The following is a 23,127-nucleotide window of genomic DNA, read 5'->3' on the forward strand; positions in this document are numbered from 1 at the left end:
CTTGTGAGTTTTGTGCATTCGCACATACGAAGATTCGACTGTGCCTGGACGGGAATTTTCCCGTCTTTCCCGCGACTTAATCGGGGTTTGTCGCAGGCTCTTTCGCCTGCAAAACGAGATGCAAATCACACAAGCCGCGCCAGTTCGGACGGCTGGTTTTGCTGTGCCTGACACAACAAGCTTCAACGGAAAGATGGCGCACGACGATGCGCCTCGAGGCTGACCCTCGGACGCTTTCCTGCACGTGACAATGATGGTGCCGGTTTATCCGGCTTTGGCAGGTGCTTTCGGTTTTGCGGCCTTTTTGGCGGCCGGTTTTGCATCGGCGGCCTTCGCCGCAGGTTTTGCGGTCTTGGCCGGAGCCTTTGCAATGGCTGCTGCCTTGGCGGGTGCAACTGTCTTGGCTGCCTTCGCCGGTTTTTCCGCTGCCTTCGGTTTGGCTGCCTTTGCGGGAACAGCAGCCTTGACCGACTTGGCGCTCGCCGCGCGCGCCGGCTTTTTACCCTTGCTTTCTTCGGCCCCGATCTCATCGGCGGCCTGATGCCAGTGGCGTTCGTGAGCGCCGTGCGGCCTGCCCTCACGTTCCCAGATTTCGTGGGCGCGCTGCCGGATGCGTTCCTGCCTGTCGTCTGCCATGGACGTCTCTCCTGATGTTCGACGCATACCCGCGCAACGCAGTGAACCATGCGCAGCCGCAGGTTGAACATGCGCATATTTCCGCAAGGTGACGACGGTGGCAAGTGCGCGGGATAGGGCGCGTCTCCGCGGGGCGGGATAGGTCAAGCCACAAAGCCTGCAGATGCCCCGTCAGTTCGAAACGAAAACCCCGGCCGAGGCCGGGGCTTTGCACGGGCCGAGGCCAGCTTCAGCTGTTCTTTTTCGTGATCAGCGTCAAGGTGCCGTCCTGGCCCATGCTCGTGGCCACGACCTGTGCCGATGTCGATCCCTTGGCCTTCAGGGCAGCCTTGGCTTCCGGGACGGCATCGATATTGCTGCGCAATTGCTTGAGGCTGTCATCGGTGCCTTGCGCAACCACCTGTTCGACCTCCTTCTGCGTTGCCTGGGGCAATTCGCTGACATCGACCACGTTGATGCGCTGGATCTTCGGTGCTTCGCTTGGTGCCGCCGCCGGCGGATTGGCCGGTGTTTGTGGCGTTGGCGATGATTGAGCATTCGCAGCCACGATGCCGACGAAAGAAATGCTGGCCGCAAGCATTAGAGCCTTGTGCATGGGTTTCCCTTTCCGGTTGGCCCCCGCTGACAACCAGCAGAATAGGACAATGAGTCCTGAAGCCGCCGCTCACCGGGTCATTTCGTGACCAATTGGTGTCCGCAATGTGCGTCGCCGCTGCAATGTGTGTCGTCGCTCAGGATTGCACGCTATGGGCGAAGGAACATATATAAAGTTCGCGTGTTAAGAAGCGTCGTGCCATCAAAAAGCACCCGGGGCTATTTTATTTCGGTTTACCAATCCGCTTCACCAAACGGCAGGCGACTGCCGCTAGACCAGGGTTACACAGGGTTCCTTTCCAGACGCTTCTTCATGATAGACACTGCTTCCCACGAGACACATACGGCAACTCCGGTTGTCTTGACGGCGACTTTCGGTCCGAAGCGCGACGGCAATGCATGGTCCTTCCGCGCGATGCGGTCGCGCCTCACCAGGCGGGATCAAAGCCTCTACCCGAAGCTCTCGTTCAGTATCGGCCTAGCGATCCTCTGTGCGGTCGTGCTGGCGGCCATGATCCTGTCGCGCGCCTGGAACGATTTCGCGGAGGCCAGACAGAACCACTACGACATCCAATATTTCAGGCAGGTGCTCGATACCGCGAACCTTATCTCCGCCGAGCGTGGCCCGGCCAATGATGTGATGTCCGATCGAACCGACGCAGCCTTGAAGCGGCTCGCCGAGTTTCGTACCCGCAGCGACACGGCCCTGGCGGCTCTTGCGGCAATGCCCGAGGTGCCAGTCCTGCTGCACGACCATCCCATTCCGCCGGAACTCCTCGGTGCCGTTACCGAAAGCCTTGCCGCAGCCAGAGCCAAGGTCGACCGTGCCGCAACCGTGCAGGGTGGTCAGGCCAGGCTCAAGGCGATGCAGGAAGCCATCGAAGCGATGTTCGAGGTCTCCGACAATTTTCGTGCCGTCACGACAGCGCGGGCGAACCAGCTGATCGGCCATGACAGCGGTTTGTCGGAGCCGGTGCTCATTGGCCAGATGCTGGCGGACCTGCGTGAATTTGGCGGGCGCATAGCCTCGGAAGTGATTGCGCCGATGGCGTCGCATCAGCCGATCCCGCTCGAGAACATCATCGACGCGCGCCGCGATCAGGGACGCATCTACCAGATATGGCATATGCTGCGCGGCCAGACCGCTCTCAATGCCATGCCGGATCTTGCCAGGAACCAGGCTGCCATCGACAGGCTGTTCTTCGGTGTCGGCATGGACATGGTCAACGCCATCATCAAGCAGGGCAAGGATTCCAGCGACTATCCGATGACGGCGACGGAACTGACCCGATCCTTCGTGCCGACCATGAAGTCGGTGGAGGATTATCGGACAGCTTTCCTCGACAACACGGTGTCGCGTGTTGCCATGGAACGTGATGCCGCGTTGCGGTTGCTTGTCATCGTTGCACTGGCGACCTCGATCGTGCTTGCCGTTCTGGTCGGAGTGCTCCTGTCGGTGCGTCGTGATGTTTTCCGTCCGCTGCTGCAGGCGCATGAGGAGGTGATCGGCCTGGCCGAGGATCGTCCGCTGGTGGCAAGGCGCGATTCCGGCAGTGCCGGCGAAATGACACGGCTGTTCGACGCGATTGACATCCTGCAGGATCGCATGCGCGAGCGTGCCTCGTTGACCAGTGAATTGCGACTGCAGGCCGAAACCGACGGCCTGACGGGCGCCCTGAACCGACGCACGCTCGATTACATTGCCCAGAACGGCCGCGACGGCTTGCCGGCGGATGATGCGCTCGCCCTGATCATGGTCGATCTGGACCACTTCAAGAGCATCAACGACACGTATGGACACCTCGCGGGTGACCGCGTGCTGATTGAGACGGCCAGGCTTCTGACGCGCGAGGCACCGATCGATTGTGTCGTGGCCCGCTTCGGGGGCGAAGAATTCGCCTTGCTGCTTTCCCGGGCGGACCTCGACCAGGCCGGACGTCTTGCAGAAACAATCCGCAGCAAGCTGCAGAACCATCGCTTCATGCTTTCCGACGGCCAGCAGATAAGCGTCACCGCAAGCTTCGGTGTCGCCTGCGGCCAACGCGGTCCGCGCGACTGGCGTCATCTGGTCGAGCGTGCGGACAAGGCACTCTACCGGGCGAAATCGGATGGCCGAAATCGTGTGTCGATTGCTTCTGCCGTCCTGGCTCGCCGGGCCGGCGTCAAGGATCTACAGCGCCGGCGGGCCTGAGTCAGACGCCGTCGTTAGCGTCGATAGCTTCATGAGGTTTCAAGTTTCCACTGTCGAAAACAAATAGCGCTGATCGTTCTAAAACGCGTTCATTCGAAGATTGGAATCATGAATCCTCACGTATCTGTCCATTGGCTCGAGGTTGTCTTCCCGCTCTTGATAACGATCGGTGCCACTATCGGGCTATGGCGAAATAGCCCTGCGCGAGCAAATCGAATGTATCTATTTGGCTCATTCATGCTCACGCTGGCGTTTGCAGGGACGATGGTTGCAAACCTTTTCTATCAGAATCTCCTGCTTGCGCGGGCGTGGCCACCAATCCGTATCCACGATCAGGTGGTGGTGACGGAAAGTGGAGATGTCTTCGTCAAGATAAAGGATCCGATAATCGGTCGCGCTGACCGAGTTCAACTCTATGATTGCAATGGTAAATTCAAGGCCGCGTTCCAACCTGACAGCGCTGGCGGCGTTTTCAAAATCGCGGCAAGTCCGGATCAGAGTTTGGAAATCTATAGTGTTCGAACCAATACGGTGGACACTTTTGCCTTGGATGGGACCTTCCTCCGGAGGCGGAGTGTCGACGACAGGGATATGCCTTTCGATTTTCTCAAATCCGGCCCCTCTGTGAAAAAAGCAGGTTTGTGCGAATTCGAGATTGATCCGATTTCATCCCAATTTTCTGTAAGAAAAGGCACCAGTATCAAGCCGCTCGAGCCGGGCGACTGGATACTCGAAAACCTACTAAATTATTGGGGTATTGGAGGTACCGGTGCCTTGGGCATAGGTCTGATGCTGGTTTCCACTCTTAGAAGAGATAAGTTGCAGACTTGAGATCGTCATCTCAAGCATAGGCCACTCCGCTCGGGCAACAGGCCTCTCTCGGTGTCGGATCAAGCGAAGAGTTTTGACTGGCGCATCCGGTTTAGGACGTCATGTGGCGGCGGCTTGCCGATCTGTTCTCCCACAAACCAGCCGCCAGCATGACGATGGTGGTCAGCCAGCCCATCGTCAGAAGGTCGACTTTGAACGCGACCGGGAACAACAGCGCCAGTGCGACGATGGCGGCAATGTGGGAAACCGGCACGGTGCCGTAGACCATCTTCTTGTAGATGGCGCTGCCGAGCAGGTAGATCGCTGGTCCCCCGCACAAGGTCAGGGCGTAGGCCGTCTTCAGGCCGTCATGCGGATGGGCAAGCACAAGGTCGTTGCCGACGGCCGTGGCGATGATCCCGCCGATCAGCACGGCATGGATGTAGTGGAAATAGGCGCCGAGCCGGCCGGGGTCGTCGGAACGGGTGATGGTTTCGGTCGCATCCTTGCTCGATGTCCCGAAATACAGCCACCACATCGCCAGGGTACCGAGGAAGGTGGCGAGCAGGGCCGACAGCACGGCAGGCTCCCAAACCTCCGCGCGGCCGAGCGTTGCGCCGGTGGCAAGCAACGTTTCGCCAAGCGCGACGATGACGAACAGCTGGCAGCGTTCCGCCAGGTGTCCACCCTCGATGGTCCAGTCGCTCGTTCTGGAGCGGCCAAACCCGGGAAGCGCGAAACCGAACATCGGCGACAGGTATTCGCAGGCGATCGCAACGGCCCATAGCGCTGCGCGGGTCCAGTGCTCGGCGAGAGCACCGGCGATCCAGAACACCGCTGCGATCGAAAGCCAGCCAGCATGCGCCGGTAGTTGGCGGAGAGCGGATGGTTCGGCCCCAGTTCCCAGACGACATAGGCCGTGCGGCCGACCTGTATCGCGACATAGGCGAGTGCAAAGACCAGCCCGCGATCGCCGAAGGCTCCTGGAATGGCCGAGGCCATCACCAGGGCCGCAAGCATCACCCCAAACAGCGCCCCACGAATGCGCGGGGTCTCGGGGTCGAACCAGTTGGTGAACCAGCACGTGTACTGCCACCCGAGCCAGACCGCGAACCACAGGATCAGCGTTTCGACAACGCCGGTCGGTGTCAGATTGGTCAACAGCTCATGGCTGAGCTGGGTGACTGCGAAGACATAGACCAGGTCGAAGAACAGCTCCTCGAACGTGACGCGGGCGTGATGGCCGTCACGCTGCCGCAGCAGAGGGTGGTGCCCGGTCATCTTGCTGGCTTCGACAGTCATCCCGTGTTCCCCTCGAAAAAGACAACGCCAAATTGAACACCGACCCGAACTGACCGCAATCGTTGCAGGCGGGGTTCTTCACAGGCTTCGCGAAGATCCCCGCCGCACGTCGACAGGACGCCAGCCTACTTGGTGGTGTAGCCGCCATTGACCAGGATGGTCTGTCCGGTCATCCACCAGCCGTCGGAGACCAGCATGCGGATCCATGGCACGATGTCCTGGATGTCGGTCAGGCCCGTCTTTGAGAAGTTCGACAATGCTGCAGCCGTCCTGTGGTAGGCGACCGCATCGGCCCCTTCGGCCGGATAGAAGAACGGGGTGTCCATCGGACCGGGGCCGATCGCGGTTACCGAGATGCCACGCTCGCCGAATTCCTTGGAGGCTGCACGCGTGAAGTGCTCCACAGGTGCCTTGGTTCCGGCATAGCTGGAATAGAAGGGCGTGAAGGCGCCTAGCAGCGAGGTCACCAGGGTACAGATCTTGCCATTGTCGTTGACGTTCCTGCCTGCCTCCTTGAGGAAGAAGAAGGCCGTCTTGGCGTTCACCGCGCTCATCTCGTCATATTCGGCTTCCGAAATCTCGACCATCGGCTTCTTCAGCACCTTGCCGACGGTGTTGATGGCGATGTCGGGGCGGCCGACCGCCGCGACAGTGTCCGCAAAGAGCTTTTCAATGGCGCCGGCCGTGGTGAGGTCTGCCTGGAAGGCTACTGCCTTGGCGCCCGCAGCCGTTACCGCAGCGAGCGTGGCATCGGCGTCGGCCTTGGTGGCTGCGCTGTTGTAGTGGATGGCGATCGCCCCGGCGCCATGGGCCGCGAGATCGCGGGCGATGAGTCCGCCGAGGTTCTTTGCGCCTCCGGCGATGAGAACGGTTTTTCCCTTGATGCTGTGATCGGTCATGACGTGGCCTCCTTTGCTTTCCGTCACCACGCCATGTATCGTCTGAGAAATTCGCATAAAGCTGCCATTTCTGACATCACTTGTCAGAGTTAGCTACCAAAGGAACGCCTGGATTTGGATCGGATAGACCTGTTCCGCATCTTTGCGCGGGTCGTCGAATGCTCCAGTTTCACCCGCGCGGCGGCGACACTGGGACTGCCGCGCTCATCCGTTTCGGCGGCGGTCATCGAGCTCGAAGACCGTGTCGGCGCCAGATTGCTGCACCGGACGACACGACGCGTTTCGCCCACCCAGGATGGCACTGCCTTCTACGACCGCTGCCTGCGCGTGATCGCTGATGTCGAGGAAACGGAAACCCTGTTCAGACTAGCCGGAAAGGAACCGTCCGGCAGGCTGAAGGTCGACGTGCCAGGCCGTATCGGACGCCTGGTCATCGCCCCGGCTCTGCCCGGTTTCCTCGAAAGGTATCCTCAGATCGATATCGACCTCGGTGTCACGGATCGTGCCGTCAACCTGATCGAGGACAGTGTCGATTGTGTCCTGCGGGTCGGTCCTCTGGCGGATTCGGGGCTTATCGCGCGTTCGATCGGGCAACTGCCTCTCATCAACGTCGCCAGTCCCGCCTATCTCGAACGCCATGGCGTGCCGATGGCACCGGGCGATCTGAAGGATCATCTGGCGGTCAATTATGCATCCCCTTCGAGTGGCCGTATCGACGATTGGGAATGGCTGGAGAATGGGGTCTTGCACTCTCTTCCGATGCGTGGCCGCGTGACCCCCAACAGCGCTGAAGCCTGCATTGCCTGCTGTCTTGCCGGGCTAGGGCTGATCCAGATTCCCGCCTATGATGTCCGCCCCCATCTTGAGGCCGGCGAACTCGTCGAGGTGTTGCCGGGCTTTCAAGCGGAGCCAATGGCCATGACGATCCTCTATCCAAGCAGGCAGCATCTGTCCCGCAGGTTGCACGTCTTTGCCGACTGGCTGGAGGAGTTGTTGCGGAATGCCGTCAGATAGGCCCTTTCCAGGGCCTGTTGCGGACACGCCAGGTCCGTCTCTTCGACAGGGCACTATTCGATCTTGCCACGTGCTGCGACCAACTCGGCCCGGACATAGTTGTCGCCGCGGACGAGATGGACGTGGTTGACCATGTTGGAAACAACGCAGGCGTGGTTGGGAATGATGCGCAGTAAGTCGCCAACACCTGGCGCGTCACCGGACAGGCATTCGATCCGGCCATGTTCCTCGTTCAGGGAAACGATTGCGAAATCGGGGCGCTCGGGAATCATGCCGTAGTGCTGCATGCCGAACAGATCGGAGGTTAAAACCTTGGTTCCGGCATCGATGATCGTGCGATTGGGTTCTGGGGAACTGATAACCGTTGCAACAACCGTCAGCGCGCAATCAGTTGCGTCGCACGCGCCAGCTTCGATCAAGGAACGGTCGTTGTAGATGTAGCTGCCTGGCCTGTATTCGCTGACGCTGTCGTGTCGAGTCATCGCATAAAGGTCGGGTGTGCCGCCGCTGGAGACGGTATCGGATTTGAGCCCCGCAGCGTGCAACAGAGCGATTGCCTCTCCGAGCCATCCCGCGGCTGAGTTGCCTTGTTTCGGAGCGGGATAAGTCATCAGGCCAGCGAAGCGTAGTCCGGGACAGGCAGCGACCTGGCGTGCCAGCGTGACGGCAGCCTGCGGGGTGAGCACCCCGCAGCGGCCCATTCCGGTATCGCACTCCACCAGCACATCCAGCACCGAAGAACTGTCGGCAAACTCAGCCGACAGGCCGGAAACGACTTCGATGCTGTCCGCCACGACGGTGATCCTGGCGCGCGAAGCCAGCTGCCGAAGCCGCCGAAGCTTTGCCTTGCCGACAATGTTGTAGCTGATCAGGATGTCTTCGATGCCTGCGTCGGCCATGATCTCGGCCTCGCCGAGTTTCTGGGCGGTGACGCCGACCGCGCCGGCCGCAAGCTGCGCGTGGGCGAGCACCGGCAACTTGTGTGTCTTGATATGCGGGCGCACCGTAAAACCCAGCGCTGCACAGTGAGCCTGACAGCGCAGGATGTTTGCCTCGACAACATCGAGGTCGATCAACACCGCCGGCGTTTCCACCACGTCACGCCACTTGAGGGGGCCGGCCGCCGGCAAGTTCAAAGCTCCGGCTTCCATCTAGCGATCTGCCGCGTCGACATTGCGAAGATAACCAAGCACGACATCGATGATGTGCGCCAGGCGCAGATCTTCGGCGCCGTCAGCGAGCAGGTTCCGGTTGAACACGACACTGAGTGTCCAGCGGTTCGCCAGGAAAAAATATCCAAGGCCGACGATGGAGATATAGAGTTCAACAATATCCACATCCCGGCGGAAGATACCCTGCTCCTGTCCGCGGTCGATAAGTTCGCCGAGTCGGGTAGACAGCGGCGCGAACATGCTGCGCACGCTTTCCGATTTTTCCAGATGAACTGCTTTCATCAGGTTTTCGGAATTCACCAGGACGATGAATTCCGGGTGGGTCGCGAAATAGTTGTAGGTATGGGCGATGAGCTGGCGGATGCCTTCCTCCGGCTCAAAAACGTCGAGCACGAGAGCTTCGTTCTGGGAACGAAGCTCCTGATAGATGTCCTCGAGGACTGCGACGAACAAGTCGTCCTTGGAATTGTAGTGATGGTAGAGAACGCCTTTGCTCATTCCGGTAAGGGCGGCGATGCGATCGGTGCGCGCGCCGTCATAGCCGTGCTCGGCAAATTCCTGCCGGGCGGCTTCGATGATGGTGCGAATCGTCCGTTCAGGATCGCGCTTCCTGGTGCCCACGGATTTTGCCCTTGAATCAGTCTTTGTGTCCCGGATGTCTACCATATGATGCGCTCCTGCGACGACGCCGAGAACAGATGCAGATGCGCCGGGTCGAATTTGAGGCCAACCTGCTCGCCTTGGTTCAGCCGGTGACGATTGAGCGTCTGCACCGTCCATTCGCAGTCGCCGACGGTGAGGATCACATTCGTCTCGCAGCCGGTATGTTCCACAAGCATGACCGTGCCTTTCAAAGGCGCCACATCCGTGGCGACGATCTCGATATGTTGCGGGCGCACGCCGGCGATCACATCTTGTGCTGCGATGTCTGAAGTCCCGTTGAGGGGCAGGGGATAGATGCCGTCGTCGAACGTAATGTTCTTCGATCCGGCCGACAGCCGGCCTTTGGCGAAGTTGATTGTCGGAGACCCGAGGAACCCGGCAACGAACGTGTTTGCCGGCCGGTCGAAGAGTTCCAGGGGGGTGCCGATCTGCTCGACCTTTCCCCTGTTCATGACCACGATGCGGTCGGCCATGGTCATGGCTTCGATCTGGTCATGCGTCACATAGATTGACGTCGCACCAAGCGACTTGTGCAACTGGCGCAGCTCAATGCGCATGTGATGGCGCAGCTTGGCGTCAAGATTGCTCAGCGGCTCGTCGAACAGGAACGCGCGTGGTTCGCGCACCATGGCACGGCCCATCGCTACACGCTGGCGCTGGCCACCCGATAGCGCGCGTGGCTGACGATCGAGCAATGTTTCCAGATGCAGGGTGGACGCGACACGCGCGACCGATCGTTCGATCTGCTCGGGCGACGAACCGCGTAGCTTGAGCGGGAAACCGATATTTTGCGCGGTCGTCATGTGCGGATAAAGCGCATAGGTCTGGAAGACCATGGCAAGATCCCGCTTCTGTGGTCCAAGATGGTTCACCACCTCGCCATCGATGCGGATCATGCCGTCGGAAATCGGTTCCAGTCCGGCAATCATCCTGAGAAGGGTCGACTTTCCGCATCCGGAAGGCCCGACCAGAACGACGAACTCACGGTCGCCGATCGATATGTTGACATCGTCCAGGATATTCAGCGCGCCAAACTGCTTGCTGACGCCGACAAGATCTATCGAAGCCATAGGGTCCTCCTACTTCACGCCGCCCAGCGACATTCCGCCGATGAGGTATCGCTGGATGCTGGCAAAGACGACAGCCACAGGCACGGACGCGATCAGCGTCGCTGCCATGATCAGATGCCATTCAATCTGGTAGAGCGTGCCCGTCAGGAACGCGATCTGAACCGGTGCGGTCTGCTGATTGACGTCACGCAACAGCGTCAAAGACATGGCGTACTCGTTCCATGAATTGACGAAGGTGAAGATCGCCGTCACGACAACACCGGGCAGGCACAGCGGCAGGAATATGCGGACAAACGCGCTGAAACGGCTGGCTCCGTCGATCCATGCGGCTTCTTCAAGATCCTTTGGGATCGTCGCAAAATAGCTTTTCAGCATCCACACGGCAAAGGCCATGAAGAAGGCGCTGTGCGCTATGATCACCGACATCAGACTGTTTATCAGGCCGAAATAGGCGAACATGCGGAACAGGCCGATGATGAGCACGATCGGTGAGATCATCTGAGTGATAAGCAGGTAGTTGGTCAGGGCGCTGTTTCCCGGAACACGCATGCGCGTCAGCGCATAGGCGGCGGGGATAGCGACCGCGAGCGACAGCAGCGTCGCGCCGACGCTGATCGTGAGCGAATTCACCAGTGCCCGGCCAAAGTTGCGATCGACGAACAGTTCGACAAAATTGCCGAGATAGAACTCTCGCGGCAGCCAGCTGCGGTGGAACGTGAAGATCTCGTCCTTCTGTTTCAGCGCCGTCGACAGCATCGTCAGATAAGGGAACAGCACGACAATCAGAAAGGGCGACAGCGCCGCCCAGCAGAGCACGCTTTTCCTGGCCTTAGACATCGTCTCGCGCCCCCCGCGCCTTGGTCAGGTAGAGATAGATGACCGCGAAGACCAACAGCATCGCGAACATGATCACCGAGCCTGCCGCCGCATTGCCCAATTTGCCGAAAGCGAAGGCCTGCTTGTAGATGTAGGTGATCAGGATATCCGTGCGGTTCGAAGGGCCGCCATTGGTCATGATCCATATGATCGGGAATGAATTGAAGACATAGATCACGTTGAGGACGATCGCGATCTGCATGAATGGCCAAAGCAGGGGCATGGTGATGTAGCGGAGGCTGTGGAGGGCGCGCGCGCCGTCCATCGCCGAAGCCTCGTAGAGAGTGTCCGGAATGGAGGTCAGCCCACCGAGCAGGATCGTCACCGTGAACGGGACCGATACGAGAATGCCGACCAGAATTTCCAAAGTGAATGCCATCCTGGCGTCGGCAAGCCAGGGATAGCCATCGAATGGCAGGCCAAGCGCGGACAGCGTCATGTTGAGCGTGCCGAAGTCGCCGTTGACGACGTAACGCCAGACCACGGCGGTCATCGCAAGCGAGATGGCCCATGGCAGCAGGACGATGGTGCGCGCTATCGTCCGCCCGTAGAACTCCTCGTTGAGGATCAGTGCGATCGGGATCGAAACCAGCATCGTTCCGCCGACCACGGCAACTGTCCATATCAGCGTCTGCCAACAAGCCTGAACAAAAACCGGATCACTGAACGTCTTGATGAAGTTGCCGAAGCCGGTGAACTCCCTGACGACGCCGATGCGGCTGACATCAAAAACGGACATGCGGATGACGTCGAAGATCGGATAACCGATGACCGTGACGGACAGCAGCAGGCAGGGAGCCACCAGGATCAGGGCGAAGAGCGAATTGGATTGCGCAGCTCCGGATCGCCGGAGCCTGGCCATTCGAATTGGCGTGCTGCTGTCAATTGCCGACATGGGACTGAACCTGGGTCCTGAGGCGGCGACGCGGTGTTCCCGCGTCGCCTCTGAAGAATGAAGCACTGATGGAACGGCGCACGCCCCTATTTTTCGGCGAGCAAGGCGTTCATCTTTTCGGCCGCGGCCTGCAGGCCGGCTTCCGGTGTCGCTTCGCCTGCATAGATCTTCGCCAGTTCAGATTTCAGGCCATCGGCCATTTCTTCCCAGCGCGGGAACAGCGGTGCGAACTTCGCCACGGGCCCCATTTCGAGGAAGATGGCCATCTTCGGATTGCCGGTGAAGAACGGCTCGGTCGATTCCGACTTCAGCACCGGGACGAACCCTTCCAGCTTGCCGAATTCGAGGCGGTTTTCCTTGCTGAAGATGTACTCAAGGAACTTCATCGCCTGCGGTTTCACCTTCGACGTTTCGAGGATGGAGATCGTGTCGGTCACGCCATAGGTTGCCGAGGCGGTCGAGATCGGAATCTGGCTGATGCCGTAGTCGATGTCCTTGCCCTGCTCCGCCATCTGCGCGTTGAGCCATGGGCCAGACAGGACGATGCCGAGCTTGCCGGCGGCAAACAGGTTCTGCAGATCCTCGCGGCTGGAGCCGGTCACGCCGGGTTGGGTCGCCTTGGCCTCGATGAAGCGAAGATAGTTCCTGGTCGCCGCCACCGCTTCCGGTGAAGCAAAGCCGCTTTTGCCATCCGGACCGATGATGGCGCCGCCATGGGTCCAGAGCGTGTAGAACCAGTATCCCTCGGTATCGAGGTCCTTGCCCTGCATGCCCATGCCGTAGATGTCATCGCCAAGCGCATCGATTTTCTTGGCGGCTTCGAAAGCTTCATCCCAGGTCTTGGGCGGATTTGTTATGCCGGCTTTTTCAAGCAGCTTCTTGTTGTAGAACATGCCGCGCGCAGAGGCTGCGATCGGCAGACCCCAGGTGTGTCCATCCTGTTTCTGCAGGTCGAGATAGGTCGGCACGAAGGTATCGGCAAAGCCAGGTGACATCAGGCTTTCGATCGGAGCCAGCGCGCCATCCTTGGCGAAACCGGCCATCCAGCGCGTTGCCATGTGCGAAATATCCGGCGCGGTTCCCGCTGAAATATCGCTTACCAGCTGCTGTTGCATTTCAGGCCAGGGCAGATGCTCAACCTTGACTTCGATGTCGGGGTTGGCGGCATTGAACTTTTCCGCCAGACCCTGAAAGAAAGGGCCGGTCTTGGTGCTGTATTCCGCAACACGCACCCGAACGACGTCTTTCGCCCATGTGCTTGTGGTCTGCAGCGCAGCCATTGCGACGGCAGAACCAAATATCAATGCGCCTAGCAGTCTCTTGGCCATCAGAACCTCCCCGAATGCGCCATAAAATCCAGTGACGGCCGTCATGTGCTACGACAAATTCGCTTCTGTCAATATTGACTGACTAGTCGGTATGTGATTTTTTACCCTTATGTTTGGTTCGCGGCGTCGCCGGCCTAAGGTCTTCACGCATTGAACCAACGCAGGGGAGTAGAGTCGTGACCATCGCACACCGTGTCATCTTGAAAGGCGGAAAGGTTCTCGCTTTTGGCGGAACCGAAGCCGCCATTTCGGACGTCTCGATAGAGGGAGGCCGGATCGGACCCGTCGGTGCCGTCGATCCAAGGCCGGGCGACACCGTCATCGACGTCTCGGGCGCGATTGTCTTGCCTGCACTGAGCGATATCCATACCCATATCTATTGGGGCGCGACCTCGCTCGGAGTGAAACCCGAAATCGTTGCTCATCGCTCCGGCACGGGCGTTTTCGTCGACGCCGGCTCCGCGGGTGCTGGCAATTTTGTCGGCTTAAGAGCGTTTGTCTTCGATCCTTCGCCGTTCCACACCTACGCGTTTCTGAACGTCTCCTTTCCGGGAATATTCGGGTTTTCGAAGCGGGTCATGGTTGGCGAATGCTGCGACATCCGCCTGGCCGATCCCGATGCTTGCATCGATGCCGCCTTGGCGCATCCCGACAAGGTCGTCGGGATCAAGGTTCGCGCGGGTCGAAAGGCGGCTGGAGACAATGGCGCAAGAGCGCTGGAGATCGCGCTGGACGTGGCGGAACGCGTCAAGCTTCCCGTGATGTGTCACGTGGACCTCGATCCGCCCTCCATCGACGACGTCCTGCGTGTCCTGCGCAAGGGTGACATCATCACCCATTGCTGCCGACCCGATCCAAATGCCGCAACGGTCAACGGGCATGTCATCGAGTCGGCGTGGCAAGCGCGTGAGCGCGGTGTGCATTTCGATATCGGTCACGGCATGGGCGGCTTTTCATTCAAGGTCTGCCGGGAGATGCTTGCGGAAGGTTTCGTGCCTGATCTGATCAGCTCCGACATTCATACCTTGAGTGTCGACGGTCCCGCATTCGACCTGTTGACGACGATCAACAAGCTGATCGCCCTCGGCGTGGACCCAACGACGGCTCTCGCCTGCGGCAGCGCCAACCCGACAACGGTCATCGGTCATCCCGAACTCGGCCGCATCGCCGTTGGTGACGAAGCCAACATCGCGGTTCTCAAATGGCGCGACGAGCCGTGGGTCTTCCATGACGCAAGCGGCGAAGCCCTGAGCGTGGAGCGCCGCCTCGTTTGCGAACGGCTGATCGTGAGGGGCCAGGAAATCACTCTCGAGGGCGAAAGCCAGCCTTTGCCGGGCCAATCCAGCTGATCGGACACATACCTCATGCAGCATGTACTCAAAGCACATCACTTCATCGGCGGCCGCTGGACCCCATCGCAGAACGGAAACATCTTTGAATCGCGCTCACCCTATGACGGCGCGCTTCTGGCGCTGCTCGCCGAGGGTGATCGCGAAGACGCGCAGGCGGCGATCGTGGCCGCCCAGGCCGGGTTCAAGGTGCTGTCGCAGATGACGGCCTGGGAGCGGTCGAAACTTTGCAATCGCGTCGCTGATGCGATGGAGAAGCGGCGCGAGGAGCTTGCCGCCACACTGGCAAGCGAACAGGGCAAACCGCTTGTGGCGGAGGCCTATGGCGAAATCGACGCAGCGGTGACCGGCTTTCGAGAGGCCGGCGAATTGATCAAGTGGCTCGAAGGTGAAGTCATTCCAGTCGAGACGCCCGGCAAGCGCGCGATCAGCTTCCGCCAGCCGCGCGGTGTCTATGCCGTGGTGACGCCATGGAACTTCCCGATCAACATTCCGGTCGAATATCTCGCACCTTGCCTGGCAGCCGGCAACGCCGTGGTCTGGGTTCCAGCGCCGACGACATCGCTGTGCGCGGTCAAGCTGATGGAATGCATCGCCGAAGCGGGTTTGCCCGACGGTGCCGTCAATCTTGTCCTGGGACCAGGGGCGGTCGTGGGTGACGAGATTGTCGGCAGTGTCGGTACGCACGGCATCGGCTTTACCGGCAGCCCGGCAACCGGCAACGCCATTGCAAAGCGCGGCGCCGGCAAACCGATGCTGCTCGAGCTGGGCGGCAACGGGCCGGTGGTTGTGCTGGACGATGCCGATCTCGACCGCGCCGCGGCAGCCGCGGCCTTCGGAAGCTTTTTCAACGCCGGACAGGTCTGTGCCGCGTCCGGGCGTATTCTGGTCACCGAGAAGAATCACGATGCGCTCGCCGAGCGGCTCGTCGCGATCGCTTCCAGGATCAGACTGGGCGACCCACTCGACGGCGCCACCACGATGGGCCCGCTCAACAACGCGCAGGTCGTCCGCAAGATAGAAGAGCACGTTGCAGACGGTGCGAACCGAGGTGGCGAGCTTCTCTTCGGCGGCGAACGCGGACCTGACGTCGGGCCCGGCTGGTTCTACAAGCCAACCGTCATCGGGCGCGTCGAAAAACAGGCCATGCTCAACACGGCGGAGACCTTTGGTCCGATTGCCCCGCTCGTGGTCTGTGCCGACGAGGCCGATTTGCTTGATACCGCCAATGCTTCCTCGCACGGGCTCGCTGCGGGCGTTTTCACCCGTGACCTGAGCAAAGCCTTCGCGTTTGGCGAAAAGCTTCGGATGGGCCTTGTGAACATCAACAGCCCGAGTTGCTACTGGGAGCTGCATCTGCCTTTCGGCGGTGCATCGGGCAAGTCGAGCGGCCTCGGCAGGCTGGGCGGCAAACACACGTTGCGTGAGGTTACTGACGTCAAGACGATTACGTTCGACGTCACATGACACGGCACCGTGCATTTCAACGTTTCATCCAGGTGTAGAGAGGGGCCATGCGGCTTTGCAGTTTTGTCCACGAGGGCAGGAATGGCTACGGCGTTGTGAACGGCGACCGGGTCGTTGATCTCAGCACATTGCGTAGCGGAGCCTGGCCGACGCTGCGCGACCTGATCGCAAGCCGAAACTTGATGGAGGTCTGCTCTACGGCCCTGGCTCAAGGCGGCGGGCTGCCGCTCGAAACGATCACCTTCGCGCCGGTGATTCCGCAGCCGGAAAAGATCTTCTGCGTCGGGCTGAACTACCACGACCATATGCTCGAAACGAAACATAAGCCGACTGCCTTTCCGACGCTGTTCTCACGCTTCGCCGATTCCCAGTGCGGCCACAATGCGAGACTGGTCATGCCGGACATTTCCAGCCAGTTCGATTTCGAAGCCGAACTGGCAGTCATCATAGGCAGGCCGGGGCGCGACATTGCGTCTGATACCGCGCTTGACCACGTCATCGGCTATGCCTGCTACAATGACGGCTCGGTGCGAGACTGGCAGGTCCACACGACGCAGTTTCTGCCCGGCAAGAATTTTCCCGGCACCGGTGCGTTCGGTCCCTATCTGGTGACGGCCGACGAAGTGGCCGATCCGCAGAACCTGACGATCACCTGCCGGCTCAACGGCGAAACGGTACAGTCCGCCAACACCAGCGACATGATCCATTCGGTCGCCGGGCTGATTGCCTACATCTCGCGCTTTACGCCGCTGTCGCCCGGCGACGTGATCGCGACGGGCACCCCTGGCGGTGTCGGCTTCACGCGTGTGCCCCCGCTCTTCATGAAAAATGGAGATGTCGTCGAGGTCGAGATCGAGACCATCGGCATGTTGCAGAACCGCGTCGTTCAAGAGGGCAGCTTAAAAGTAGCCTGACCGGGGAAGAACCAATGTCCATGTCCACAGCCGGTCAGTCGGCCGACAAGGTGTGGATGGGCTCATCGCGCCGGGACAGCGACCGTTCTCCGCATTGCTCCCCGAAAATCCAGTCCTGGCAGCCAATATCCGAGGAGGCATCATTATGACCGAGATCATCGAATTCCTGGAAGGTGGCTATCGCTTCGTCAGAGGTGTGTCGCAATATTCAGGCGGTGTCGCCGCTTTGCCGGGCTATCGGCTTGAACGCGTGCGGTTCAAGGAGCCGCTCCCACTGGAAAAGGGGTTCGAGCGAATTGCCGAATTGCTGGCGTCCGCCGATCGGCCGTTGACGGCATTTGCCGCGTGCGAATTGCGCTCCCCCGCGCCATTCACGGAAGATGGTTTCATCGCCTTCAACGAAGCCTATACGAAAACGCTTGGGGCATGGGATTTGCTCGACACCGGTCTTAACCCCGTTGCGCGCAGCAATGTCTGTCCCAAGGTTTCGCCCCCGTCGGAACCTTCCTTCTACGCGTTCACCTATACGGTGCCGGCCACCGGCTCCGAGCCTTCGTTTGTGGTTTCAGGTTCGGCCGAGGTGCCGGAAGGACATTTCCATTATCGCGACCACATCGTGCGGCGCGGCGACCTGTCCGAGGAGGGTCTGCGCACCAAGGCCTGTTTCGTGCTGGATGAAATGGAACGCCGTGCCAGAAAACTGGGATTCAGCTGGAAAGACGCAACAGCCGTCCAAGTCTACACCATTCACAATCTCTACCCGTTCATGGCGGACGAAATCGTCAAGCGCGGCGCCGCTCGTGCCGGCCTGACGTGGCATTACAACAATCCGCCGGTCGTCGATCTCGAATATGAAATGGACCTGCGTGGCGTGACGGTTGAACATGTGAGGTGAGGGCTCGGCCACCGGAACGTGTTGCAATGGGCAGACCTCTCGCATGACCGTCAAACTGGAAGGCGACTTCGACTACATCATCGTCGGTGCGGGCACCGCCGGCTGCGTGTTGGCCAACCGGCTGACCCGGGATCCACGCGTCCGCGTATTGCTGCTGGAGGCCGGTGGCAGCGACAACTATCACTGGGTGCATATTCCGGTCGGATATCTTTACTGTATCGGCAATCCGCGTACCGACTGGCTCATGAAAACGGCCCCGGAACCCGGGCTGAACGGCCGCTCGCTTTCCTATCCTCGCGGCAAGGTCCTGGGTGGCTGCACGTCGGTCAATGGCATGATCTATATGCGCGGGCAGGCGGCGGATTATGACCGCTGGCGGCAGATGGGCAATCTCGGCTGGGGTTGGGAAGACCTCTTGCCCTATTTTGTGAAGTCGGAGGATTTTCACGGCGGCAAATCGGACCTGCACGGTGCGGGTGGCGAATGGAAGGTGGCGAAGCAGCGTCTTGCCTGGCCGATCCTGCATGCGGTGCAGGAGGCCGCCAAGGAATTCGGCATCCTGCCGCGTGCCGACTTCAACGACGGCAGCAACGAGGGTTCGGGGTTCTTCGAGGTGAACCAGTCGAGAGGCGTTCGCTGGAACGCGTCGAAAGCTTTTCTGCGTCCGGTGCTGAAGCGCCCCAATCTCAGGCTCATCACGAACGCTCATGCCGAGCGGCTGGTCTTCGATGGCACACGAGCGAAGGGCGTACGCTTCGGGCGAGGCGGCGAAACCTGGGAGGCGTCGGCGAGATCGGAAGTGCTTCTGGCCGCAGGCGCGATCAATTCACCGAAACTGCTGGAGTTGTCCGGCGTCGGCCGGCCCGATCTGTTGCGCGATTTCGGCATCGAGGTCGTGCATGCAAGCCGGGATGTCGGCGAAAACCTGCAAGACCATTTGCAAATCCGAACCGTCTACAGGGTTTCTGGTGTGCAGACCTTGAACACGATGTTCAACAGCCTGTTCGGCAAGGCGCGGATCGGGCTCGAATATGCGTTGCGCCGATCCGGCCCGATGTCGATGGCGCCCAGCCAGTTCGGAATGTTCACGAAGTCGGATCCGTCGATGGAGACGCCGGACCTTGAGTATCATGTGCAACCGCTGTCGACAGACAAGCTCGGCGACCCGTTGCATCCTTTTCCGGCGATCACCATGTCGGTGTGCAACCTGCGTCCCGAAAGTGTCGGCAGCGTCCACGCGACCACACGTGATCTGGCTGTGCAGCCGCAGATCACGCCGAACTACCTGTCGGCCATTTGCGACAGGGAAGTGGCGGTGCGCTCGGTAAGACAGGCGCGGCAGATCATGATGGCCAAACACCTCGAGCAATACATGCCGGATGAGATACTACCCGGTCCCCAGCATCAATCGGATGAGGAACTTCTCCAGCAGATAGGTTCGATTGCCACGACGATCTTCCATCCCGTCGGGACCTGTCGGATGGGCGTCGATGATCACGCCGTTGTCAGCCCGGATCTGCGCGTCAAGGGTATCGCTGGCCTACGGGTCGTCGATGCCTCGATCATGCCGAAGATCGTCTCTGGCAATACCGCGTCGCCGACCATCATGATCGCGGAAAAAGCCGCGGATATGATCAGATCGGTCGCTGCCTGAAGTAAGTTGGCGACACAACAGGCCAGGTTCGATCGCTGTTGGTCAACTCAGATCAGCTGCCGGGGTATCGATGGTTCCTCCTTCGATTTGGCGTAAGGCATCCAAACACTCCGGCTCCTGATTTATGAGGGCGAGCCCATCGAGCCTGAGTTCCCGCGCCCCATTCCAGGCATCTGACGCCTTGTGGCTGGAAATCAGCAGGATGCGGTCCTGGAGATGAGCACTCAAGCGCTCGACAATGCGGCGGGCCTGCTCCGTGTCCAGATGCTCGCCGGGTTCATCGAGCAGGATCAGCGGAAGCGGGCTCAGCAGTGCGCGGGCGAGGTTGAGCCGATGCGCTTCGCCGAGTGAAAGCTTGTCCTGGGTGATCCAGCCTTCCAGTCCGCCGGCGAGCTGGACACGTTCGCCAAGCTCGACGGTGTCGAGTGCCGCCCAGCATTCAGCGTCGGTCGCGCCCGGTGCGAACAAGTTCTCGCGCACCGAATCCGAAAGCACGGCGGCGTCGTGCAGCCCGAGAAAGGTGAGCTGCCTGCGCGAGGTCGCCGAAAGCGCGATGCCGTCTCCAAGTAGCTTACCATCGGCGTCCAGCCATCCGGCGACCTGTTTCAGCAAGGATGTCTTGCCGCTGCCGCTGGGCCCGGAAAGCACCGTCGGGTGTCCGGTTTTCAGGACGAGATCCACCGTGTCGCCGAGCGGCCTGCCGTCTGGCGCGCAGCGTGTCAGCGCCTTGATTTCCAATCGGCCCAGATGGAAAGGTTGGTCGTCGCCGGTGGGCATATGGCTGGGCGGCGTGCCCGCGGACCATGCTTTCAAGGTTCTCGAGGCGGCTTGCTCCTTGACCCGGGCAACCAGGATGCGCGAGCCGCCCTGCATGGCCTCGCCCAATGCAAGCCATGCGAAGGCGACAAATGCAGCCGGAAGCAGAGCTTCCCCGCGCAGACCACCCAGCCATGCAGCCGCCAGGACGACTACGCTGCAGCCAGGGCCAAGCAGACCAACAAGCGTATCGGCAACAGCCATCCTGCGTCGCGAGCGGAGCAAATGTGCATCAGCGTTCGAAAGGGCGGCGAACGATACGCTCAGCGTCTTCGACCAGGCATGCTCCGCCTGCAGCGAGACCACCGCGCCGAGGCCCGCGCCGAGCCGCCGACCTGCCGCGCGCCTGCGAAGGCGTGCGCAATGCCAATCCCTTGCCAGGTTCGGCATAAGCCAGTGGGCGCAGGCAGCCGCGCCAAGCAGAACTGGCAAAATGACCGCCAAGGCCATCGGAGCGACAAAGAATGTGGCTGCTGCGGCAAAGGCAAGACCGGTAGCCGTTGCCAGCAGTGGCAACTGCACCCGGAGCCTGGCAAAATCAAGGTTCTCGACATCATCGATGAAGTCCGCAAGCCTGTCCTGGTCGCCGAGCTGCCAACCCGCGCTGCGTACCTTTGGAGCGGCAGCCATAGCCGAGAACAACGCTGCGCGGCGCGATACCTGGTCAAGCAGGGCTGCCTTGTGGCCGACGAGGCGCTCGCCATATTTGGCGGCCGTCCGGGCCATGGCGAACATCCGGATCAAGGCTGCCGGGATGTGGAAATTGAAGGTGTGGGCGGCTCCACCAGCCCCGGCCAGGGCAACGGCGCCCAGAAACCACACCGAAACACCGGTCAGCAGGATGCCCGCGAACAACGCCACCAGCGTAAGCAGTATAGCCAGGCGCCACCAGAACAGCGAGCCGTGCGAGACCCTGCTTTCGGTCCCGGTCCCTGGCAACATGGAGGGGCTCATAATGCGACCTCCTGGCGAGCGGGCTGCTGCCGATCGAGGTCGACAACCAGCGTAGCCAGCGCCTTCAACTCCGGGTCATGGGTCGCCACGACCACCAGCCTTTGACGAGCGCAGTCGGCCAGAGCAGCCCTGACACGCGCGGCGCTGGCGGCGTCTAACTTGGCAGTCGGTTCGTCGGCAAAGATCGGGCGATCGGAGATCAGGGCGCGCGCAACGGCGATCCTGAGGCGCTGGCCGCCGGACAGGTTCTCGCCACCGGCCTTTATCCGGGCAGCCAATCCTCCCGGCAGCAGGGCATCGTCCAGCAGGCCGACACGTTCCGCCGCAGACGCCAGCTCTGCCGGGCTGCGTTCTGCCCGGTTCCAGGAAAACGCATCCGCGAGCGTACCAGCGGGCATCGCAATGTCTGTCGAAATCCAGTCGACGCCATCCGTGAAGGCCGGATGCGGCTGTGCGAACTCGGCAGCAACTGGTGTTTCGATGCCCGCAAGCCGGCGCAACAATGTTGATTTTCCAGCCCCGCTTTCGCCGACGATGGCGACGATCCCCTTCCGCGGCAGGTGCAAGCCACTCTCGAAGCGATCAGGGACCGTCATCGGTTCGGGAGCTGCAGGTCCGGCCAGGAAGCCATCCAATGCCACAGCTGCTGCATTGCCTTCAGCCTTGGCGTGATACTGCTCCGCATAGCGGCGGAAGGGTGCGAAAAATTCCGGCGCCAGCATCAGGATAAACAGACTTTGCCACAGCTGCAGACCGGCGAAGCCCGGAATCTCGGCCAGCTTGAGATGTCCCAGGCCGAGGAATACGGCCAGGATGGCGATCGAAAGCGATGAGAAGAAATCAATGACGCCGGCATTGAGGAAAGCCACTTTCAGCATGTTCATGGTGCTGTCCGCATAAGCAGTCATCCTGGCCTGCAGCTTCCCGCGTTCGCGATCGACGCCATGCGCGGAGAGAATGGTCGGCAAGGTGCGAACACGATCGTCGAACTGCGTCGCGAGCTGCCCGAAGGCACGTTCCTGTTTTTCCGCCCTGGCATGGATCGCGCCGCCGAGCAGAGTGAAGAACACGACCATGACAGGCGTGGCAAAAAGCAGCGCCAGCGCCGCCTGCCAGGACACTGCGACGATTGCACACACCACCAGAGCCGGGACGACGCCCAGCATCAGAGCTGCGGCGCGATGGCCGACGACAAGTGCCGCCAGCGCTTCCGGATAGCGCTGGAGACCGGCAATCAATGCGCCTGCCGGCAAGGCCTGTATCGTCCGTGCCGGCATCGCGGCGAGATTTTTCGCTGCATTTTCGCGCAGGCCTTCGGCCACGGAAAACTCCGCCACGGCCTGCTGCCGATCGGCGAGAAAACCGGCGAGCGCGGCGAGAGACAGCGCGGCAAGCCCAATGGCAACCGCTTCGACCGAGACAGTTCCGGCTTCGATCATCAGGCCGGCAAAAATGGCCAGCGCACCGGCAAAGACCAGGCGCAGCGCCGTGCGCGAAATCTGCAACAGCAGCGTCGCGCGCAGTCCGCCGACGGCAAGCGACCGCGCCTTCGCGAGCGTACCGGTTGCCATATCGGGGAGTATCCGTCTCGGGGCTGGGCTCATCTGCCTTGCTGCGGGTCTATGTGG

20 protein-coding genes and 1 pseudogene are annotated in these 23,127 nt (G+C 60.7%); 8 read left to right on the forward strand and 13 right to left on the reverse strand.

Annotated features, from left to right (window positions below; translation table 11 throughout):
• Positions 1-264 precede the first annotated feature (264 nt).
• Together C1M53_RS13865 and C1M53_RS13870 are read right to left on the reverse strand one after the other, a co-directional pair.
• Entirely contained in the window at positions 265-636 is a 372-nt protein-coding gene (locus C1M53_RS13865) for a DUF2934 domain-containing protein (protein ID WP_129412771.1), read from the reverse strand.
• Between the two features lie 229 nt (positions 637-865).
• Positions 866-1,231, reverse strand: a complete 366-nt coding sequence (locus C1M53_RS13870; protein ID WP_129412772.1) for a hypothetical protein — start codon at positions 1,229-1,231, stop codon at positions 866-868.
• 312 nt (positions 1,232-1,543) lie between these two features.
• Between C1M53_RS13870 and C1M53_RS13875 the strand changes: the two genes are divergently transcribed.
• A complete protein-coding gene (locus tag C1M53_RS13875; protein WP_129412773.1) occupies positions 1,544-3,421 on the forward strand; it encodes a GGDEF domain-containing protein in 1,878 nt (625 codons plus the stop codon).
• A 108-nt stretch (positions 3,422-3,529) separates the two neighbouring features.
• Positions 3,530-4,252 (forward strand): hypothetical protein, encoded by a 723-nt coding sequence (locus tag C1M53_RS13880; protein ID WP_129412774.1) that lies wholly within the window; start codon positions 3,530-3,532, stop codon positions 4,250-4,252.
• A gap of 91 nt (positions 4,253-4,343) precedes the next feature.
• On the opposite strand, the gene C1M53_RS32120 is transcribed toward C1M53_RS13880, so the two are convergent.
• From C1M53_RS32120 to C1M53_RS13890, 3 genes and pseudogenes are all read right to left on the reverse strand, one after another.
• Complete coding sequence (locus C1M53_RS32120) at positions 4,344-5,066, reverse strand: low temperature requirement protein A (RefSeq protein ID WP_245488545.1); 723 nt, start codon at positions 5,064-5,066, stop codon at positions 4,344-4,346.
• Between the two features lie 74 nt (positions 5,067-5,140).
• Positions 5,141-5,533, reverse strand: a pseudogene (locus C1M53_RS32125) (low temperature requirement protein A); the annotation flags it as partial.
• A gap of 125 nt (positions 5,534-5,658) precedes the next feature.
• Positions 5,659-6,432, reverse strand: a complete 774-nt coding sequence (locus C1M53_RS13890; RefSeq protein WP_129412775.1) for an SDR family oxidoreductase — start codon at positions 6,430-6,432, stop codon at positions 5,659-5,661.
• Between the two features lie 114 nt (positions 6,433-6,546).
• Between C1M53_RS13890 and C1M53_RS13895 the strand changes: the two genes are divergently transcribed.
• Positions 6,547-7,446 (forward strand): LysR family transcriptional regulator, encoded by a 900-nt coding sequence (locus tag C1M53_RS13895; RefSeq protein WP_129412776.1) that lies wholly within the window; start codon positions 6,547-6,549, stop codon positions 7,444-7,446.
• Positions 7,447-7,499: 53 nt separating this feature from the next.
• Here the strand turns inward: C1M53_RS13895 and C1M53_RS13900 are convergent, their stop codons facing one another.
• The 6 genes from C1M53_RS13900 to C1M53_RS13925 all read right to left on the reverse strand — a co-directional run bounded on the left by C1M53_RS13900 (position 7,500) and on the right by C1M53_RS13925 (position 13,450).
• Complete coding sequence (locus C1M53_RS13900) at positions 7,500-8,597, reverse strand: D-TA family PLP-dependent enzyme (protein ID WP_129412777.1); 1,098 nt, start codon at positions 8,595-8,597, stop codon at positions 7,500-7,502.
• Complete coding sequence (locus C1M53_RS13905) at positions 8,598-9,284, reverse strand: TetR/AcrR family transcriptional regulator (RefSeq protein ID WP_129416169.1); 687 nt, start codon at positions 9,282-9,284, stop codon at positions 8,598-8,600. It abuts the gene before it with no gap.
• Positions 9,278-10,351, reverse strand: a complete 1,074-nt coding sequence (ugpC, locus tag C1M53_RS13910; RefSeq protein WP_129412778.1) for a sn-glycerol-3-phosphate ABC transporter ATP-binding protein UgpC — start codon at positions 10,349-10,351, stop codon at positions 9,278-9,280. The genes C1M53_RS13905 and ugpC overlap by 7 nt, the downstream gene beginning before the upstream one ends.
• 9 nt (positions 10,352-10,360) lie before the next feature.
• Entirely contained in the window at positions 10,361-11,188 is an 828-nt protein-coding gene (locus C1M53_RS13915; protein WP_129412779.1) for a carbohydrate ABC transporter permease, read from the reverse strand.
• The gene (locus C1M53_RS13920; RefSeq protein WP_207213107.1) at positions 11,181-12,089 is read right to left on the reverse strand and encodes a sugar ABC transporter permease; all 909 of its coding nucleotides are present in this window, start codon (positions 12,087-12,089) and stop codon (positions 11,181-11,183) included. The genes C1M53_RS13915 and C1M53_RS13920 overlap by 8 nt, the downstream gene beginning before the upstream one ends.
• A gap of 119 nt (positions 12,090-12,208) precedes the next feature.
• Positions 12,209-13,450 (reverse strand): sugar ABC transporter substrate-binding protein, encoded by a 1,242-nt coding sequence (locus C1M53_RS13925; protein ID WP_165358138.1) that lies wholly within the window; start codon positions 13,448-13,450, stop codon positions 12,209-12,211.
• A 176-nt stretch (positions 13,451-13,626) separates the two neighbouring features.
• Here C1M53_RS13925 and C1M53_RS13930 point away from each other — a divergent pair, with 176 nt between their 5' ends.
• The 5 genes from C1M53_RS13930 to C1M53_RS13950 all read left to right on the forward strand — a co-directional run bounded on the left by C1M53_RS13930 (position 13,627) and on the right by C1M53_RS13950 (position 19,729).
• Positions 13,627-14,799 carry an amidohydrolase/deacetylase family metallohydrolase gene (locus C1M53_RS13930; protein WP_245488546.1) on the forward strand — a complete coding sequence of 391 codons (1,173 nt, stop codon included), beginning with the start codon at positions 13,627-13,629 and terminating at the stop codon, positions 14,797-14,799.
• A gap of 15 nt (positions 14,800-14,814) precedes the next feature.
• Positions 14,815-16,266, forward strand: a complete 1,452-nt coding sequence (locus tag C1M53_RS13935) for an aldehyde dehydrogenase family protein (RefSeq protein ID WP_129412782.1) — start codon at positions 14,815-14,817, stop codon at positions 16,264-16,266.
• 47 nt (positions 16,267-16,313) lie between these two features.
• Complete coding sequence (locus tag C1M53_RS13940; RefSeq protein ID WP_129412783.1) at positions 16,314-17,180, forward strand: fumarylacetoacetate hydrolase family protein; 867 nt, start codon at positions 16,314-16,316, stop codon at positions 17,178-17,180.
• A gap of 145 nt (positions 17,181-17,325) precedes the next feature.
• Positions 17,326-18,075, forward strand: coding sequence for a hypothetical protein (locus C1M53_RS13945; protein WP_129412784.1), 750 nt, complete (start codon positions 17,326-17,328; stop codon positions 18,073-18,075).
• Between the two features lie 43 nt (positions 18,076-18,118).
• Positions 18,119-19,729, forward strand: a complete 1,611-nt coding sequence (locus tag C1M53_RS13950; RefSeq protein ID WP_129412785.1) for a GMC family oxidoreductase N-terminal domain-containing protein — start codon at positions 18,119-18,121, stop codon at positions 19,727-19,729.
• 42 nt (positions 19,730-19,771) lie between these two features.
• Here C1M53_RS13950 and C1M53_RS13955 read toward each other — a convergent pair whose 3' ends face one another.
• A complete protein-coding gene (locus C1M53_RS13955) occupies positions 19,772-21,499 on the reverse strand; it encodes an ATP-binding cassette domain-containing protein (protein WP_129412786.1) in 1,728 nt (575 codons plus the stop codon).
• Positions 21,496-23,070 carry an ATP-binding cassette domain-containing protein gene (locus tag C1M53_RS13960; RefSeq protein WP_245488547.1) on the reverse strand — a complete coding sequence of 525 codons (1,575 nt, stop codon included), beginning with the start codon at positions 23,068-23,070 and terminating at the stop codon, positions 21,496-21,498. The genes C1M53_RS13955 and C1M53_RS13960 overlap by 4 nt, the downstream gene beginning before the upstream one ends.
• Between the last annotated feature and the right edge of the window lie 57 nt (positions 23,071-23,127).

This window comes from Mesorhizobium sp. Pch-S (genome assembly GCF_004136315.1).
Classification (GTDB): domain Bacteria; phylum Pseudomonadota; class Alphaproteobacteria; order Rhizobiales; family Rhizobiaceae; genus Mesorhizobium.